Source organism: Microbacterium sp. ACRRU (assembly GCF_022346945.1).
GTDB classification, from domain to species: Bacteria; Actinomycetota; Actinomycetes; order Actinomycetales; family Microbacteriaceae; genus Microbacterium; species Microbacterium mcarthurae.
Map to the genome: position 1 here is coordinate 1 of NZ_JAKRNI010000045.1, position 15563 is coordinate 15563.

The 15563-nt window shown below is 71.7% G+C and carries 18 protein-coding genes; 9 read left to right on the forward strand and 9 right to left on the reverse strand.

Features of this window, described 5'->3' with window-relative positions; all coding sequences use genetic code 11:
* Positions 1 to 96: 96 nt before the first annotated feature.
* Both MHY30_RS14110 and MHY30_RS14115 read left to right on the forward strand, forming a co-directional pair.
* Entirely contained in the window at positions 97 to 2619 is a 2523-nt protein-coding gene (locus MHY30_RS14110) for a DUF4118 domain-containing protein (protein ID WP_239277910.1), read from the forward strand.
* Positions 2616 to 3287: a response regulator gene (locus MHY30_RS14115; protein ID WP_239277921.1), complete on the forward strand. Its 672-nt coding sequence runs from the start codon at positions 2616 to 2618 to the stop codon at positions 3285 to 3287. The genes MHY30_RS14110 and MHY30_RS14115 overlap by 4 nt, the downstream gene beginning before the upstream one ends.
* A 346-nt stretch (positions 3288 to 3633) precedes the next feature.
* Here MHY30_RS14115 and MHY30_RS14120 read toward each other — a convergent pair whose 3' ends face one another.
* Positions 3634 to 4107, reverse strand: coding sequence for a hypothetical protein (locus MHY30_RS14120; protein ID WP_239277931.1), 474 nt, complete (start codon positions 4105 to 4107; stop codon positions 3634 to 3636).
* 240 nt (positions 4108 to 4347) lie between these two features.
* On the opposite strand from MHY30_RS14120, the gene MHY30_RS14125 reads away from it, so the two are divergent.
* From MHY30_RS14125 to MHY30_RS14135, 3 genes are all read left to right on the forward strand, one after another.
* On the forward strand, positions 4348 to 5589 hold the full coding sequence (locus MHY30_RS14125) for an aminotransferase class V-fold PLP-dependent enzyme (protein ID WP_239277951.1): 1242 nt from the start codon (positions 4348 to 4350) through the stop codon (positions 5587 to 5589).
* On the forward strand, positions 5586 to 6041 hold the full coding sequence (sufU, locus tag MHY30_RS14130; protein WP_239277963.1) for a Fe-S cluster assembly sulfur transfer protein SufU: 456 nt from the start codon (positions 5586 to 5588) through the stop codon (positions 6039 to 6041). The genes MHY30_RS14125 and sufU overlap by 4 nt, the downstream gene beginning before the upstream one ends.
* Positions 6042 to 6183: 142 nt before the next feature.
* Complete coding sequence (locus tag MHY30_RS14135) at positions 6184 to 6627, forward strand: iron chaperone (protein ID WP_239277965.1); 444 nt, start codon at positions 6184 to 6186, stop codon at positions 6625 to 6627.
* A 77-nt stretch (positions 6628 to 6704) separates the two neighbouring features.
* On the opposite strand, the gene MHY30_RS14140 is transcribed toward MHY30_RS14135, so the two are convergent.
* The 3 genes from MHY30_RS14140 to MHY30_RS14150 all read right to left on the reverse strand — a co-directional run bounded on the left by MHY30_RS14140 (position 6705) and on the right by MHY30_RS14150 (position 8735).
* The gene (locus MHY30_RS14140; RefSeq protein WP_239277975.1) at positions 6705 to 7682 is read right to left on the reverse strand and encodes an SRPBCC family protein; all 978 of its coding nucleotides are present in this window, start codon (positions 7680 to 7682) and stop codon (positions 6705 to 6707) included.
* Between the two features lie 18 nt (positions 7683 to 7700).
* The gene (locus tag MHY30_RS14145) at positions 7701 to 8096 is read right to left on the reverse strand and encodes a helix-turn-helix transcriptional regulator (protein WP_239277986.1); all 396 of its coding nucleotides are present in this window, start codon (positions 8094 to 8096) and stop codon (positions 7701 to 7703) included.
* Between the two features lie 72 nt (positions 8097 to 8168).
* Positions 8169 to 8735 (reverse strand): TetR/AcrR family transcriptional regulator, encoded by a 567-nt coding sequence (locus MHY30_RS14150; RefSeq protein ID WP_239278006.1) that lies wholly within the window; start codon positions 8733 to 8735, stop codon positions 8169 to 8171.
* 85 nt (positions 8736 to 8820) lie between these two features.
* Here MHY30_RS14150 and MHY30_RS14155 point away from each other — a divergent pair, with 85 nt between their 5' ends.
* Together MHY30_RS14155 and MHY30_RS14160 are read left to right on the forward strand one after the other, a co-directional pair.
* On the forward strand, positions 8821 to 9537 hold the full coding sequence (locus MHY30_RS14155; protein WP_239278008.1) for an SDR family oxidoreductase: 717 nt from the start codon (positions 8821 to 8823) through the stop codon (positions 9535 to 9537).
* A 144-nt stretch (positions 9538 to 9681) separates the two neighbouring features.
* Positions 9682 to 10434, forward strand: a complete 753-nt coding sequence (locus MHY30_RS14160) for an SDR family NAD(P)-dependent oxidoreductase (RefSeq protein WP_239278019.1) — start codon at positions 9682 to 9684, stop codon at positions 10432 to 10434.
* A 97-nt stretch (positions 10435 to 10531) separates the two neighbouring features.
* Here MHY30_RS14160 and MHY30_RS14165 read toward each other — a convergent pair whose 3' ends face one another.
* Entirely contained in the window at positions 10532 to 10948 is a 417-nt protein-coding gene (locus tag MHY30_RS14165; RefSeq protein WP_239278021.1) for a hypothetical protein, read from the reverse strand.
* 9 nt (positions 10949 to 10957) lie between these two features.
* Positions 10958 to 11767, reverse strand: a complete 810-nt coding sequence (locus MHY30_RS14170) for a DUF429 domain-containing protein (protein ID WP_239278023.1) — start codon at positions 11765 to 11767, stop codon at positions 10958 to 10960.
* 75 nt (positions 11768 to 11842) lie between these two features.
* Here MHY30_RS14170 and MHY30_RS14175 point away from each other — a divergent pair, with 75 nt between their 5' ends.
* Positions 11843 to 12217: a hypothetical protein gene (locus MHY30_RS14175; RefSeq protein ID WP_239278025.1), complete on the forward strand. Its 375-nt coding sequence runs from the start codon at positions 11843 to 11845 to the stop codon at positions 12215 to 12217.
* Positions 12218 to 12784: 567 nt separating this feature from the next.
* Here MHY30_RS14175 and MHY30_RS14180 read toward each other — a convergent pair.
* From MHY30_RS14180 to glp, 3 genes are read right to left on the reverse strand one after another with little or no spacing between them, the layout of a single operon-like run.
* The gene (locus MHY30_RS14180) at positions 12785 to 13054 is read right to left on the reverse strand and encodes a DUF6457 domain-containing protein (RefSeq protein WP_239278027.1); all 270 of its coding nucleotides are present in this window, start codon (positions 13052 to 13054) and stop codon (positions 12785 to 12787) included.
* Positions 13051 to 13635, reverse strand: coding sequence for a molybdenum cofactor guanylyltransferase (locus tag MHY30_RS14185; RefSeq protein ID WP_239278034.1), 585 nt, complete (start codon positions 13633 to 13635; stop codon positions 13051 to 13053). Before MHY30_RS14185 ends, MHY30_RS14180 begins: the two co-directional genes overlap by 4 nt.
* Entirely contained in the window at positions 13632 to 14861 is a 1230-nt protein-coding gene (gene glp / locus MHY30_RS14190) for a gephyrin-like molybdotransferase Glp (RefSeq protein WP_239278054.1), read from the reverse strand. Before glp ends, MHY30_RS14185 begins: the two co-directional genes overlap by 4 nt.
* 89 nt (positions 14862 to 14950) lie before the next feature.
* On the opposite strand from glp, the gene MHY30_RS14195 reads away from it, so the two are divergent.
* Entirely contained in the window at positions 14951 to 15442 is a 492-nt protein-coding gene (locus tag MHY30_RS14195; RefSeq protein ID WP_239278064.1) for a DUF1990 domain-containing protein, read from the forward strand.
* The last annotated feature ends 121 nt before the right edge of the window (positions 15443 to 15563 follow it).

Consider the following 15563-nt stretch of genomic DNA (forward strand, 5'->3'; position numbering starts at 1 on the left):
CCACCCCCACCGCACCTCGAGTGTCCACAACACGCGGATGCCGAGCCGCCCCCACCGCGTGTCTTGGACACCGAAGCAGCAGCGCGGGGGCATCGCGTGAAGCGCGGGCGCCTGCGGGTGCTGCTCGGCGCCGCACCGGGCGTCGGCAAGACGTACGAGATGCTCGAGGAGGGACGCCGCCTCGCGGCCGAAGGACACGAGGTCGTCATCGCGATCGTCGAGACGCACGGGCGTGCCGCGACCGCCGCGCAGGCCGAGGGTCTCGAGGTCATTCCGCGCCGCGAAGTGGCGCACCGGGGCGTGGCGCTCGCGGAGATGGACCTGGATGCCGTGCTCGCACGGCATCCGCGGATCGCCCTGGTCGACGAGCTCGCGCACACCAACGCCCCCGGGTCGACGAACGAGAAGCGCTGGCAGGACGTCGAGGCGATCCTCGACGCGGGGATCGACGTCATCACGACCGTGAACGTCCAGCACATCGCCTCGCTCGGTGACGTCGTCGAGAAGATCACCGGGGTGGCCCAGCGCGAGACGGTTCCGGATGCCATCGTCCGCGCCGCGGATCAGATCGAGGTGGTCGACCTCGCGCCCCAGTCGCTCCGCGATCGTCTCGCCGCGGGTTTCGTCTACCCGGCCGAGCGCATCGACGCGGCGCTGTCGAACTACTTCCGCCTCGGCAACCTCACCGCGTTGCGCGAGCTGGCGCTGCTGTGGCTGGCCGACGAGGTCGACTCGGCCCTGCAGCGCTACCGCGTCGAGCAGGGTATCGAGGGGTCGTGGCAGGCGCGGGAGCGCGTCGTCGTCGCGCTCACCGGCGGAGCGGAAGGCGAGACGCTCGTGCGCCGCGGCGCGCGCATCGCCGCCCGCTCGGCGGGCGGCGAGCTGCTCGCGGTGCACGTGTCGAGCCAGGACGGCCTGCGCGGCGAGGAACCCGGCGCGCTGGCCTCGCAGCGCGCGCTGGTCGAATCGCTCGGCGGCACGTACCACCAGGTCGTGGGCGAGGACGTCGCCGCGTCCCTGGTCGACTTCGCCCGCTCTGTGAACGCCTCGCAGCTGGTCATCGGCGTGAGCCGACGCGGACGCCTCGGCGCCGCCCTCACCGGCCCCGGCATCGGGGCGACCGTCATCCGCCTGTCCGGCGACATCGACGTGCACATCGTCAACCACTCCCGCGCGGGCGGACGGTTCGCCCTGCCCCGCCTGTCGGGCCCAGCGCTGAGCGCGAAGCGGCGCATCCTCGGGTTCGTCACCGCGCTCGTCGGCGGTCCGCTGCTGTCGTGGCTGCTGATCGCCACGGGCACCGAGGATTCCATCACGACCGACGTCCTCGCGTATCAGCTGCTCGTGGTGGTCGTCTCGCTGATCGGCGGGATCTGGCCGGCCGTCTTCGCGGCGGTGCTGTCGGGGCTGACCCTCGACTTCCTCTTCATCGATCCGCTGTACACCGTCACGATCGACGACCCCGATCACGCGCTGTCGCTCGTGCTCTATGTGATCATCGCGATCCTCGTCAGTGTCGTCGTCGACCAGGCGGCGCGCCGCGCCCGTGCCGCGCGTCGCGCCGCGGCGGAGTCCGAGCTGCTGGCGACCGTGGCGGGCAGCGTGCTGCGCGGCGAGAGCGCGGTTCCCGCCCTCGTCAGCCGGGCGCGTGAGGCGTTCGGCCTGGCGGGCGTGCGACTGGTGGCAGCCGACGGGTCCGTGCTGGCCACCGACGGCGAGCCGCTCCGCGACGGTCGCCGCGTCGAGCTCCCCGTCGGCGACGGACGCGCACGCCTCGAACTGCACGGCAGAGACCTGGATGCCACCGAACGCCGCCTCCTCGACGTCGTCGTCGCGCAGCTCGCCGCCGCGTTGGAACGCACCGACCTCGCCGAGACCGCGGCCGAGGCCGGGGTGCTCGCCGAGACGGACCAGGTGCGCAGCGCCCTGCTCTCGGCGGTGAGCCATGACCTTCGCCGTCCCCTCGCGGCGGCGGTCGCCGCCCTCGGCGGGCTGCGCGCCGCGGGGGACCACCTCTCCGCCGACGACCGGCGCGAGCTGCTCGAGACGGCCGACGAGAGCTTGGCCACGCTGTCGGTGCTCGTGACCGACCTGCTCGACGTCAGCCGCGTGCAGGCGGGGGTGCTCGCGATCTCGCTGGCCCCCGTCGACCCGGCGGACGTGGTGTTGGCCGCGCTCGACGAGCTCGACCTCGGGCCCGACGACGTCGAGTTGTCCCTCGACCCCGACCTTCCGCCGCTGCGCGCCGACCCGGTGCTGCTGCAGCGGGTCATGGTGAACGTCCTGAGCAACGCGGTGCGCTTCACTCCGCCCGGGGGCCGCGCGCGGGTGGCGACGAGCCGCCTCGGCGGGGTGGCCGAGATCCGCGTGATCGATCACGGTCCCGGGGTCGCACCCGAGCGGCGCGACGACATGTTCGCGCCGTTTCAGCGCCTCGGCGACACCGACAACACCGTCGGGCTGGGCCTGGGCCTCGCACTCTCGCGCGGCTTCGCCGAGGGCATGGGCGGCACCCTGACCCCGGAAGACACCCCCGGCGGCGGCCTCACCATGGTGATCGCGCTGCCGGTGGAGAACGGGGATGCCGTGGCATCCGGAATCACGAGGGAGACGCCGTGAAGGTCCTCATCGCCGACGACGACCCGCAGCTGGTGCGCGCGCTGCGCATCACCCTCGCCGCACACGGCTACGACGTCGTCGCCGCGGCCGACGGCGCCGCGGCCATCACGCTCGCCGCCCAGGCTCATCCCGACATCGTCCTCCTCGATCTCGGCATGCCGCACCTCGACGGCGTGCAGGTGATCCAGGCACTGCGCGGGTGGACGGCGGCGCCGATCATCGTCGTGTCCGGACGCACCGGATCCGCCGACAAGGTGGACGCCCTGGATGCCGGCGCCGACGACTACGTCACCAAACCGTTCCAGATCGACGAGCTGCTGGCTCGCTTGCGGGTTCACGCGCGGCGGTCGGTTCCGGCATCCGGGGAATCGATCGTGCGCTTCGGTGACGTCGAGGTCGACCTGGCCGCGAAGGCCGTCACCCGCGCCGGTGCCCGCGTGCACCTGACACCCACGGAGTGGCGGATGCTGGAGTTCCTCGCCCGCAACCCCGGCTCGCTCGTGACACGGCAGACGCTGCTGAAGGAGATCTGGGCGAGTGAGCAGGTCGCCGACAGCGGCTACCTGCGCCTGTACATGTCGCAGTTGCGCAAGAAGCTCGAGGCGAAACCCTCCGCGCCGGTGCACCTGCTGACCGAACAGGGCATGGGGTACCGGCTGGTGCTGTAACGCAGGTCCGCCGCGTGGCGTTGCGCGCTGTCACGCCAATTCCTCCGAGTCTCGGTGCGGACGGGTGTGCGAGCGACGCTGTGGCGCGCGGCAACGGCAATGTCCGTCCTCGGTACGCGCGGGGTGGGTGGACTATCGTTCGCCAGCGTCGGGGCAGAGCTGAAGATTGTGCGGCGCCGAAACGCGACACCGCGTGCCCGCCGGGGAGTGTGGGACCTGAAACGCATTCGTCAGCGCGACCGTCATTCGTCGGAGGGACTGGGCACCGCCGGTTCGCGGAGCGCGGCCTCGAACTCGGCTTGCACACGGGCGCAGCGGCAGGCGTAGATGATCGCGTGCAGTAGCATCAACGAACCTCGCCGACGGTGTGGCATCCCGGGCACGGGAAAGCGACGCGATCTCCCGCTCGGATATCGCCGGGCAGCGTGGCTCTCCCGACGGAACGCCCCCGAGCGTCGACGACCTCGAACGTCTCGTCGTAGGCGAAGGACACCCGCCCGAGCAGCCGCGCCTCCGTCCACATCGCGCCGAGCCCGTCAACGCGCGCGTCGAGCTGCAGCAGGCGGGGGTCGGCGACCACCACGGTCGCCACGACCACGGTTGTCGAGAGCGTCGTGGATGCCACCCCTCCCGAGGCCGGGATCACCGCGGGACCCGTGCACACGCACGGTGTGCCGCACAGGTCGGCGTACCGGCCGATCGACATGGCGCGAACGGTCACGTCGTCGAGCGTCGGCGTCGAACCGGCAGGCCAGGCTGCCGCATCGAAGGGCGCGGGGATGCTCGCGCGCAGGGTGGGGAGCAGTGCGGTGAGGGTCATGGCATCCGTTCTAGGCCGCGCACGCCTCCGCTCCTGCGCCCCCGACGCTTTCCAAACGCCCCCCGACCCGTTCCTCACGGTTCATCACCGCGGAACCCCATCGCGCCCGCAGTCGCGCCGCAGGCTGCGCGGGAGTTGTCGGCGGGATGAAGTCTCGGCGGCCGCCACGACGGCGAACCCCACCCCTGCGACCCGACCGTCACCCACCCCTGCGACCCGGCCGCCGCGTAGCCTGGAGGGGTGACACTCCCCTTCGACGTGGCCGCCGTACGCGCCGAGTTCCCGATCCTCGGCACCGAGGTCGACGGTCGGCCGCTGGTCTACCTCGATTCCGCCGCGACGAGCCAGAAGCCGCGCGCCGTTCTGGATGCCGAGCGCGACTTCCTCGAAACCGCCAATGCCGCGGTGCACCGGGGCGCGCACTTCCTCGCCGCCGAAGCGACCGAGCTCTTCGAAGATGCCCGTGCCACCGTCGCCGGTTTCGTCGGCGCCGCGCCCGAGCAGCTCGTCTGGACCTCCGGCGCCACCGCCGGCCTCAACCTCGTCGCCGGCTCCCTCGGCTACGCCGGTCGCCTGCGCGAGGGCGACGAGATCGTGGTCACCGAGGCCGAGCACCACGCGAACCTCATCCCCTGGCAGCAGCTCGCCGCGCGCACCGGGGCGCGCCTGCGCCACATCCCCGTCCACGACGACGGCACCCTCGATCTCGCGACCGCGACCGATCTGATCGGCGCGCGCACGAAGGTCGTCGCCTTCCCCCACGTCTCGAACGTCCTCGGCATCGTGAACCCCGTCGCCGAGCTCGTCGCCCTCGCGCAGAGCGCGGGCGCGCTGACGGTGCTCGACGCGTGCCAGTCCGCTCCTCACCTCGTGCTGGATCTGCCGAAGACCGGCGTGGACCTGGCCGTCTTCTCGGGGCACAAGATCTTCGGTCCGTACGCGATCGGCGCGCTGTGGGGCCGCGACGAGGTGCTCGACGCGCTCCCGCCCTTCACCACCGGCGGGTCCATGATCACGACGGTCACGCTCGACAAGGCCGAGTTCCTCCCGCCGCCGCAGCGCTTCGAACCGGGCACCCAGCCGGTGTCGCAAGCCGTGGCACTCGCGGCCGCCGTGCGCTGGTTCGGCGCCCTCGACCGCGACGCCGCGCACGCGCACGAGGCCGCCCTCGAGCGGCGCATGCGCGAAGGACTGCGTTCGATCGCTGGCATCCGTCTGCTCGGAGACACGGATGCCGCCGCCCGCGTCGCCCTGCAGGCGTTCGACGTCGAGGGGGTCCACGCCCACGACGTGGGGCAGTTCCTCGACAGCCGCGGCGTCGCCGTGCGCGTCGGGCACCACTGCGCTCAGCCGCTCCATCGCCGCTTCGGGCTGACGGCCTCGGTGCGCGCGAGCGCGGCCATCCACACGACCGAGGACGAGATCGACACCTTCCTCGACGCCGTCTCGGGCGTCCGCGCGTTCTTCGGAGTCGGCGCATGAGCGGCCTGGAATCGCTGTATCAGGAGCTGATCCTCGATCACTCGAAGAACCGGCGCGGTTTCGGTCTGGCCGAACCCGGCGCACACAGCGCCACCGTGCACCAGCGCAACCCCATCTGCGGCGACGAGGTGACCCTGCGGGTCGACGTCGACGACGACCGGGTGACGTCCGTGACGTGGGAAGGTGCGGGGTGCTCGATCTCACAGGCGTCCGCGTCGATGCTCGTCTCCCTGCTCGCCGAGGACGGCGGCGACGACGGGATGGCGAGGGCCGACGCCGAAGCGTTGATCGCGAAGTTCCGCGAGGCCCTGCGCTCGCGCGGCCAGATCCCCCTCGACGAGGAGACCTTCGGCGACGCCGCGGCTCTCTCGGGCGTCTCCAAGTACACCGCGCGCGTGAAGTGCGCGATGCTCGCGTGGGTCGCGCTCGAAGAGGGGCTTCGCCAGGCCTGATCCCGGTGCCAGCCCGGCACCGCTCAGCGATGCGCGCAACCTCCGTGGCATCCGGTCCGGCACGACGCACTTTCGGCAGATCTCTGAGCGAACGCCTCGTGCGGCGCTAGTCTGCGGTCGGGCCCACGAAAGGACGGATGCCATGGCGACAGGCGGGGCGGGATTCAGCGACGAAGAGCGCGCGGCGATGAAGCAGCGCGCCGAGGAGCTCAAGGCCATGAAGGGCCTCAAGGGCGCGGCGAAGCTCGTGAAGGAGAACGAGGCCTGCCTCGAGGCGATCGACAAGCTCGAGGGCACCGACCGCGCGATCGGCGAGCGCGTCCACGTCATCGTCATGGAGGAGGCGCCGCACCTCACGCCGAAGACGTTCTACGGCTTCCCGGCCTACGCGAAGGACGGCAAGGTCGTGGTGTTCTACCAGCCGGCATCCAAGTTCAAGACCCGCTACGGCACGGTGAGCTTCGACGAGACGGCGCAGCTGGATGACGGGCCGATGTGGCCGGTGTCGTTCGCGGTGCTCGAGGTCACGCCCGAGGTCGAGCAGAGGATCCGCGAGCTCGTACGCCGGGCGGCGCCCACGGCCTGACGCGGCACGGCGGCGCGAGGCTCCCCGCACGAGCGCGGCGCCGCGGTGTTCGCGGCGCCGCGCCGTGGCATCCGGGATCAGCCGACGAGCGCGCCCTCGAGCCGGCGGTAGCTCGCTTCCATCCCGTCGATCATGCCCGTGGCGAGCACGGCATCGCGGGTGGCGGCATCCGGGTACTCGATGAGGAGCGTCAGCAGCGTGACGCCGTCCTCTTCGTAGAGCGACAGGTCGTTCGTCGTGGAGGGGAAGTCCGTGCCGGTCATGTGCTCGGTCTGCACGACGCGGCGCGGCGCGTCGATGAGGAGCACCTCGCCGTCGAAACCGAACGCCTCCCCCTCCGTGCCGGGTTCGGGCGCCCACGCGGTGCGGTAGGGCGCACCGACGGTGTCGCCGATCTCGCACACCGTCATCTGCCACCCGTCCGGGCCGAGCAACCACTGGCGCATCAGGTCGGGGTCGGTGTGCGCGCGCCAGACCAGGTCGCGCGGGCCGTCGATGAGCCGCGTAATCCGGACGTGCTGATCGTCGAGCACCTCGAGCTGCGTGCCCTTGCCCTGGGCGTACGAGCGCAGATCCTGCAGGACGGCGTCGAGCTGGTTCATCGCCAGACGCGACCCCTCGATGGCGCCCATCGCCACGACCTGGTCGAGCGCCTCAGCGGAGGCGAAGAACGTCGTGTTCGTCAGTCGCGACCCCTCGGGCGTCGCGTCGAACGAGAACTCCATGCGCATCGACGGCATGTCGTCATTCGGCTCGCCGTTCTCGTCGGCGAAGGCGTCGATGACCTCGAACCCGCGCGGCGGGTCGATCGAGACGAACTTCCACGCCCCGCCGTAGCGCTCGCCCTGCGGCGAGGTCATGTGGTACTTCGCCCACCCGCCGGGCGTGAAGTCGAAGACGTCGAAGGTGGCCGGGTAGCCTGGAGGCCCCCAGAACCGCTCGAGCTGACGCGGGTCGGTGAAAACCGCCCACAGCCGCTCCGGGCCCACCGGGAAATCGGCGACGAGCGTCATGGTGAGCGATTCGACATCGCTCTCGATAGAGGTGACGGGCATGAGGGACTCCTTCGTCTTTCAGTTCTCGGTCTGTGGCGTGGGCGTGTTCGGAGGATGGATGCCGGATGCCGCGGCATCCGTGTCTTCGGTGAGGAGCGCGTCGAGGCGGTCGATGCGTCCGCGCCACAGGTCTTCGTAGGAGCGGAGGAGCCGCTGCACGCGCGCGATGGTCTCGGGTTCAGCGGTCACGAGACGCTCCCTCCCCTCGGCGCGCTTGCGGACGAGTCCGGCCTCGACGAGCACGCCGATGTGCTTCGAGACCGCGGCGAACGACATCGCGTACCCCGCCGCGAGCGCCGACACGGACCGCTCGGCGACGAGCGTGCGCCGCACGATGTCGCGCCGGGTCGCATCGGCCAGCGCGTGGAACACGCGGTCGATGTCGGCGTCGGCGGGGGCGATTTGTTCAACCATTTGGTTGCACGTTAGCAGCGCCTCTGGCGTCCGGCAAGACCCGGCGACCCGCTCGCATCGGCGTCGGCAGACTCAGTGCTTCTCCCGCGGCGATGCCGGCAGCGCAGCCAACGCCGTCGCACCGACAGCCCGCACCTCCTCGAGACTGCCGCCATCGCGCGCGAGCCCGGACATCCCGCGCAGAACGGCCAGGAAGTAGGTGGCGAGCGCCTCGGTGTCGGTGGCGGCGGGCAGATCTCCGTCGCGGACACCCCGATCCAGCCGCTGCCGGAGCCTCTCGTGCAGCGCCATCCGCTGGGCGGTCAGGCGCGGTTCGGTGAGCAGGAGGCAACCGGGCGGGGTCCCGGTATCGGTGTGGGCGCGAGCCGTGTCGTCGAGCACGCGCGCCAGCGCCGCCCGCGTGTCGGGAAGCGCCGCCGCAGCGTCGAACCCCTCGCACGTCCGCGCGAAGTAGACACCCGCGGCCTCTTCGAACAACGACTTCTTGTCACCGAACGCCGCGTAGAGGCTCGGCGGGTTGACCCCCGCCGCCTCGGTCAGGTCAGCGATGGAGGTGCGGTCGAACCCTTGGCGCCAGAACAACTCGACGGCCACCGCCAGTGCGGCGTCGCGGTCGAAGCTGCGCGGTCGTCCGGTCACCCGCTGAGCCTATCATTAGCGATCGTTACAGAACTCTGTTACGGTCGCTCCCATCCATAGTGATCACTACAGAAAGAGCCCACTCGTGAACATCGAAGGCCGGAACATCCTCATCACCGGAGCAAACCGCGGCATCGGAGCCGCCTTCGTCGAGGAGGCAAAGCGGCGCGGCGCCGCCACGATCTACGCGGGCGCGCGCGACGTCGACAGCATCACGGCCGGTGGCGTAGAGCGCATCCGGCTCGACGTCACCGACCCTGCGCAGGTCGCCGCAGCCGCCAATACCGCGGGTGACGTGCACGTCCTCATCAACAACGCGGGCATCTCCACCGGCACACCCTTGGTCACCGGTGACGAAGAGAGCATCCGGCGGGAGATGGACACCAACTTCTACGGCCCCCTGCGAATGATCCGCGCTTTCGCCCCGGTGCTCGCGCGGCAGGGTGGCGGTGCGATCGTCAACGTGGTGTCCGCCCTGTCCTGGTTCACGACACCGATGACCGGCGCCTACGCAGCCTCGAAGGCGGCGGCCTGGGCACTGACCGACAGCGCACGCCTCGAACTGGCGGAACAGGCCACGCACGTCGTGGCCGTCCACATGGGTCTGGTCGACACGGACATGTCCGGCGGGGTCGCCGGCCCGAAGATCACCCCGGGTTACCTGGCGGGCGCGGCTCTCGACGCGGTCGAGTCGGGCGCTCAGGAAGTGCTGGCCGACGAGTGGGCCGCTTTCGTCAAGGCCGGCCTCACCCTCGGACCCGCCCAGCGCTACGAGAAGATCTTCGGGGCACTCGGAAGCTGAGTCCCGGCACATCGCTTTGTTGCACCCCGCCCAATATCTATTCAGACGCATCCATCTCCCCGGTGCGGGCATAGGCTCGAAGGACAGGACGGACCGTCCGAGAAAAGCTCCCGGCACCGAGCCCGTCCGGGGAGTAGGCCACCCATGGCTCAGTACGACGTCGCCGACCGCTCAGCGATCGTGACGGGAGCGGGCAGCGGCATCGGTCGCTCGACCGCTCTGCTTCTGGCGCAGAACGGTGCCGCCGTGGTCGTGAACGACCTCAACGCCGACAATGCGAACAAGGTCGTCGAAGAGATCCGTGCCGCGGGCGGCACCGCTGAGGCATCCGTCGGCGATGCCACGGACAGCGCCTGGATCGCCTCGTCGATCGAGGTGGCCAACTCGCTCGCTCCGCTGCGCATCGGCGTCAACAACGCCGGCATCGGTGGCGCCGCGGCGCCGACCGCCGAGTACACCGACGAGGCCTGGGACAAGGTCATCGCGATCAACCTCAACGCGGTGTTCCGCAACATGAAGGCACAGATCCCCTCGATCCTCGCCAACGGCGGCGGCTCGGTTGTCAACATCGCGTCGATCCTCGGCAGCGTCGGCTTCGCCACGTCGCCCGCGTACGTCGCGGCGAAGCACGCCGTCGTCGGCATGACCAAGACCGCCGCACTGGAGTACTCCGCTCAGGGCGTCCGCGTGAACTCCGTCGGCCCCGGCTTCATCGACACCCCGCTGCTCGACGCCGTCGGCGACGACGTCAAGGAGTTCCTGGTCAGCAAGCACCCCATCGGGCGCCTCGGCCAGCCCGACGAGGTCGCCCACCTCATCGCATTCCTCGCCAGCGACGCCTCCAGCTTCGTCACGGGCAGCTACCACCTCGTCGACGGCGGCTACACCGCCCTCTGATCCCGGATGCCGCGCGCCCGGGGCCTCACACGCCCCGGGCCGCGGCGGCGCGGGGGCGACGCCGACGGGTTCGAACCCTTCGCACCGGCGCTCCGCCTCACGGGGCGCAGAGCATGGACGAGTACGTTTCGATGACACGGTTCTCGTCGGGATAGCCGGCGTCCGCGAGGGCGTCTCGCACGGCGGCGCGAACAGCCTCGCGGTGCACCGCACCTTCGAGCTCTGTTTCGGAGGGCCAATCGGTGTCGTCGAGGGAAGTGAGGGTGCTCCTCCACCCGGCGAATTCCTCCGGACCGACGCTCGCCTGCCGGAGAGCATCGCGCGCCACCTGCCACGCCTCCTCCGTTACCCCCTCGGACACGGCCGCGAGCCACCAATCGATGCGGCAGACCCCGCCCGCTGCAGCGACCTCGTCACGGCGGTCGACGACATCGGGACGGACGAAGCCGCAGCCGCTCAGACAACCCACCAACGTCGCGGTGGCGGCGAGGAACACGATCGGCCGTCGGCGCATCGCTCCACCCTACGGAGCGCCGCCCTCGTCCTCGACCACCGCGGCGAAATGCTCGCGGGCCCCGGGCGATGACCCCGCGCCGATCAACCCCTCCAGCTCCCCCTCCGGCAGGACCACCCACCCTTCGCGCCGCGCCACATCGAGATCCTCCGGCCCGGGTCGCAAGAAGAGGCCCACCGCCGCCGCGCGCGTCGCCAGCGCCGCGATCAGCGCGTCGAACGCGTCGGCCGAGGTCGTGGCCAGCGACGCGAACGGACCGACGTCGAACCACGGCGCCCGCTCGCCCAGCGTCTCGAGCAGCACCGCCCGGCGGGTGGCATCCACCCGGTATTTCGTGGTGTCGAAACCCCAGATCCGCAGTGCGCCGCCGGGATACACCTCGAACAGGCGTCCCTGACCCGCGCGATCGACCGGGAATCCCGCATCGGCGAGCCGCCGCAGGAGTCCGGCGCCGCGCAGCGCCGTCACGCCGAGCCGGTCGGTCGAGACGCTCAGCGGCCACCGCCCGATCCGCTCCCGCACGGCGACGTCGGTGCGGCGGTAGACCAGACCGCGCCGCCAGTCCGCTCCCCCGTCGACCGCGCCGAGCGCCGGCTCGGATCCGCTGTGATGCGCCTGGACGAAATCCACGAATGCGTCGGGCCACCCCAGCGGACAGTCGAGCCCCAGCCAGCCGTCGTCGCCCACGGATGCCACGATCGCGGCGTCCTCGACCCCGACCTCGAGCCGCGCGAGGCGGGCGGTACCCGCGCCCCAGTGGATTTCGGCGAGCGCGGTACCGGGCACGCCGGCGGCGAGGTCGACTCCGATGGTCCTCATCCCAGGCAGGGTACGCGGCGCCGGGGGCGTCGCGGCCCTCTCCCCACGGACCAGGGAACCTGCGAGGATCGACGCATGCCCGCCGACGACGAACTCCCCGACTCCCTCGAGCCGGGGCTGACCGTGCCGCCGCGGCCCGAGCCCCCCGCGCCGCCGACCCCGAAGGGAGATCTGCGGGTGGCATCCATCGTCGCGATCACGACCGGGACGATCGTCGTGGCGTGGCACATCTTCCTGGTATCGGTGAGCGCCGTCGCCGAGTTCGACCGGTTCCTGTGGGTTCAGTTGGGCATCTGGGCTCTGGCCATCGTGTCGTTCGTGACGGGCATCCTCAGCCTGAACGCCCGGATGGCGCGCGAGCTGGCCGCCGCGGGGTTCATCTCGGGCGTCGCGGCCTTCCTGCTGTCGATCTCGATCGGCTTGTTCAGCAGCGCCGACTTCTTGAGCTGACACGGCCGGGGCGCGGCCGCGGCGGGGCGCGGCGCGGCGTGGCGCGGCGCGGCGTGGCGCGGCGCTGTCGCCGGTGCCGTCGCCGGTGCCGCGCCACGTGCTGCGCCGGTGCCGCGCCGGTGCCGCAGGTTCAGTGTCCAAAACACGCGGACGGGCCGCCGTGGCATCCGCGTGTCCTGGACACTCAACCGGGCCGGACCGCAGCCACCGGCACGATGCCAGCTCGGCGCGGCACCGCCCCCGGTTCAGTGCCCACAACACGCCGACCCGCGGCACCGGCATCCGTGTGTCCTGGACACTCAACCGAGCCGCACCGCACCGCACCCAACCAGTGTCCAAAACACGCGGACGGGCCGCAGTAGCATCCGCGTGTCTTGGACACTCAACGGGGGCCGCACCGCCGCCACGGGCTCGACGTCAGCGGCGAGGCACCGCCTCAGGTTCAGTGTCCACAACACGCGGACGGGCCGCCCCGGCATCCGCGTGTCGTGGACACTCAACCGGGCCTCGACCGCACCGGCGCGACTCACCGACGGTCACCCGGCCGGCGCCCGCGACTGAGGCGGATCAGGGCGTCTCCCACCCCCTCGCCATCTCGACCACCGCGGCCACGGCGGCGGCGGTGTCGCCGGGGGTTCCGCCGGCACGCCCGGCGACAAGTCCCGCGACGAAGGCGCTGAGGGGGGCCGCGGGGCGAGCGACGCCGTTCGCGACGTCGCGGGCGAGGTCGAGGATGAGCGCGATGGGGATGTCCCCCTGCGCGAGGCCGAAACGCTCCGCGAGGGCGGCACTCCACTCGTTCAACGCTTCGGGCGGCAGCGTGCGGGATTCGGTCACGGCTTCTCCTCAGGATCGCGGACCGCGGATCCGCCGGCCACGCTCAGATCGTCCCACGTGTCGATGTCGCGCGACAGCGCCGCGGGGGCGTCAGCGATTGCGATGCGCAGACCTCCGAGGAGCCTGCGCATCGCGGCATCCCGCCCGCCGTCGGGAAGAATGGATGCCGCCCTCCGCAGCGTGCGCGTCCGGTACCTGCCCACGAGCCACTGGGCTCGACCGCCTTCGCCGAGACACACGCCGTCGTCGTCGTCCGGGATCGACGGGAGGGCGCTGATGGCCGCCGCGGGATCGACGAGGTAGCAGGCCAGCACGAGCACCTCATCGGCACCGAGCTCGGCGAGCGCTGACACGACACCGGCGGCGGGCCCACCGTACGACGGTTCCTCGCGCACCCATCGCACCGGGAGCGCGGGATCGAGAACGGGTCCGGCGACGACGATCCGGTCCGCCCCCGCGTGCCGCGCGGCGGCCACCGCACGGGCGAGCAGCGTCTCGCCATGGATGCGGAACAGCGGCTTGACCGCACCGCCGACGCGCGTGCCACGGCCGCCGGCCAGCAGAATCGCGTCGAGGCTCACACGAGCCGCACTTCGACGACATCGCCGGCGACGAGGTCGGTGTCGCCGGGTGGGATCACGGCGTAGCCGTCGGCGTCGCCAAGGCCGCGGGTCGAACCGCGCGCTCCCGGCGCGGGAGGGACCGCCCTCCAGGCGGTCGCGTCGGTGCGATCGATGCGGACGGGCACGAACTGCAGACGATCGCTGCGCACGCGCCACCCGTCGGCGAGAGGAACGCGCACGCTCACGCGGTCGTCACCGACGTCGCCCTCCAGCGCCCGCAGCGCGGGGCGGACGAACACCTCGAACGACACCGCGGCACTGACCGGGTTGCCCGGCAAGCCGAAGACGAGCGTGCCCGACGGCGTGCGCCCGAACCCCTGCGGTCGCGCGGGCTGCATCGCCACCTGCACGAACGACAGCAGGTCGCCGAGACCGTTCTTCACGACTTCGTAGGCCCCCGCGCTCACACCGCCCGAGAAGACGACGACGTCGGCTCCGAGCCGCTCGGCCTCGGCGATCATGGTGCGCGGGCCGTCTCCGTCGTCACTGATGCTCGCCCGGAGCACGACCTCCGCGCCGGCCTCTTCGGCGAGCCCGGCGAGGAGGAAGCTGTTGGACTCCGGGATCTGCCCGCGGCGCAGCGGCATCCCGGGCGCGACGAGTTCCGAGCCGGTCGAGATCACCGCGACGCGCGGCGCGCGGGCCACCGAGACCACAGGGACCCCGGATGCCGCGATCGCCGCGATGCGCGTCGCGGTGAGCCGAAGCCCCGCCGCGACGACCACCTCCCCCGCCCGGGTGTCCGAACCCCGCCGCCGGATGTGTGCACCCGACGCCCTCGGGGCGGCGAGCACCGTGGTCTCGGTCAGCGAGCCGACCAGACCGTCGCGCGTGTCCTCGAACGGCACGATCGCCGTGGCATCCGTCGGCACCGGCGCCCCCGTCATGATGCGTGCCGCTACGCCCGGCGGGAGGGCGGGATCGTCGGGCGTCCCGGCCGGCAGATCCGCGACGACGCGCAGCGACGCGGGCGGCACCGTGACGTCGTCGTGGCGCACCGCGAACCCGTCCATGGCCGAGTTGTCGAAGCCCGGAACGTCGACCGCGGCGCGCACCGGATGCCGCAGCACGCGGCCGCGCGCCCGATCGAGCGGGCGCTCCTCCGGGGCGAGAGGATGCGCGGCCGAGAGGATGTCCGCCAGGTGCGCGGACACCGCGATCACGGGACGCGTGTCGAGGGGCATGGTGTCAGCGTAGGCGGGGGATCGTGGCATCCGGCTCCGCGAGCGGACAGGCCTCGTCACGCGCGCGGCGCGCGAGTACGGTGTCGGGCATGAGCGACCTGACCTACCCCGAGATCGGGGCGACGGCGGGGGTCCTGCCGTCGGGGTACCACCACGTGCGCGCGGAACGCGTGATCGGGCGGGGTCGGATCGCGTTCGAGCAGGCGGCGGATGCACTCCTGTGCGGCGCGGTACAGCGGAGAGCGGGAGCGACCGTGCGCATGTCGCACACACCGCTGCGCGTCGGTACCCGGATCGATATGCGGCTCGGCCCCTTCGGCATCCCGTGTCTGGTCGTCTGGGCCGAACGCGACGACGACCACGCGGGATTCGCGTACGGCTCTTTGCCGGGGCACCCCGAATGCGGCGAGGAACGCTTCGACCTGACACTGGCGGCGACCGGGGAGGTGACCTTCACGATCACGGCGTTCTCGCGTCCGGGGCGCTGGTTCACGCGGCTGGCGTGGCCGGTGAACCGGCTGGTGCAGCGGCGCATGACCGAACGCTATCTGCGCACCCTCGACTCCCCCGCCGTGCGGTAACGCCGAACCCGCGGGGTGCCCGCGCACAACTCCGGCAGAACCACCACCCCCGCCCCACGAGCCCACGCCATCCGCAGGACTTGTGCGCACCGGATGCCACTCTCCACCGCCCGCGCACAAC

Bases quoted from the DNA above. Each gene is read 5' to 3' on its own strand.
- MHY30_RS14195 (WP_239278064.1), top strand. From the start codon at position 14,951: ATGAGCGACCTGACCTACCCCGAGATCGGGGCGACGGCGGGGGTCCTG.
- MHY30_RS14145 (WP_239277986.1), bottom strand. From the start codon at position 8,096: ATGGTTGAACAAATCGCCCCCGCCGACGCCGACATCGACCGCGTGTTC.
- MHY30_RS14160 (WP_239278019.1), top strand. From the start codon at position 9,682: ATGGCTCAGTACGACGTCGCCGACCGCTCAGCGATCGTGACGGGAGCG.
- MHY30_RS14140 (WP_239277975.1), bottom strand. From the start codon at position 7,682: ATGCCCGTCACCTCTATCGAGAGCGATGTCGAATCGCTCACCATGACG.
- MHY30_RS14165 (WP_239278021.1), bottom strand. From the start codon at position 10,948: ATGCGCCGACGGCCGATCGTGTTCCTCGCCGCCACCGCGACGTTGGTG.
- MHY30_RS14120 (WP_239277931.1), bottom strand. From the start codon at position 4,107: ATGACCCTCACCGCACTGCTCCCCACCCTGCGCGCGAGCATCCCCGCG.
- MHY30_RS14170 (WP_239278023.1), bottom strand. From the start codon at position 11,767: ATGAGGACCATCGGAGTCGACCTCGCCGCCGGCGTGCCCGGTACCGCG.
- glp (WP_239278054.1), bottom strand. From the start codon at position 14,861: ATGCCCCTCGACACGCGTCCCGTGATCGCGGTGTCCGCGCACCTGGCG.
- sufU (WP_239277963.1), top strand. From the start codon at position 5,586: ATGAGCGGCCTGGAATCGCTGTATCAGGAGCTGATCCTCGATCACTCG.
- MHY30_RS14135 (WP_239277965.1), top strand. From the start codon at position 6,184: ATGGCGACAGGCGGGGCGGGATTCAGCGACGAAGAGCGCGCGGCGATG.
- MHY30_RS14175 (WP_239278025.1), top strand. From the start codon at position 11,843: ATGCCCGCCGACGACGAACTCCCCGACTCCCTCGAGCCGGGGCTGACC.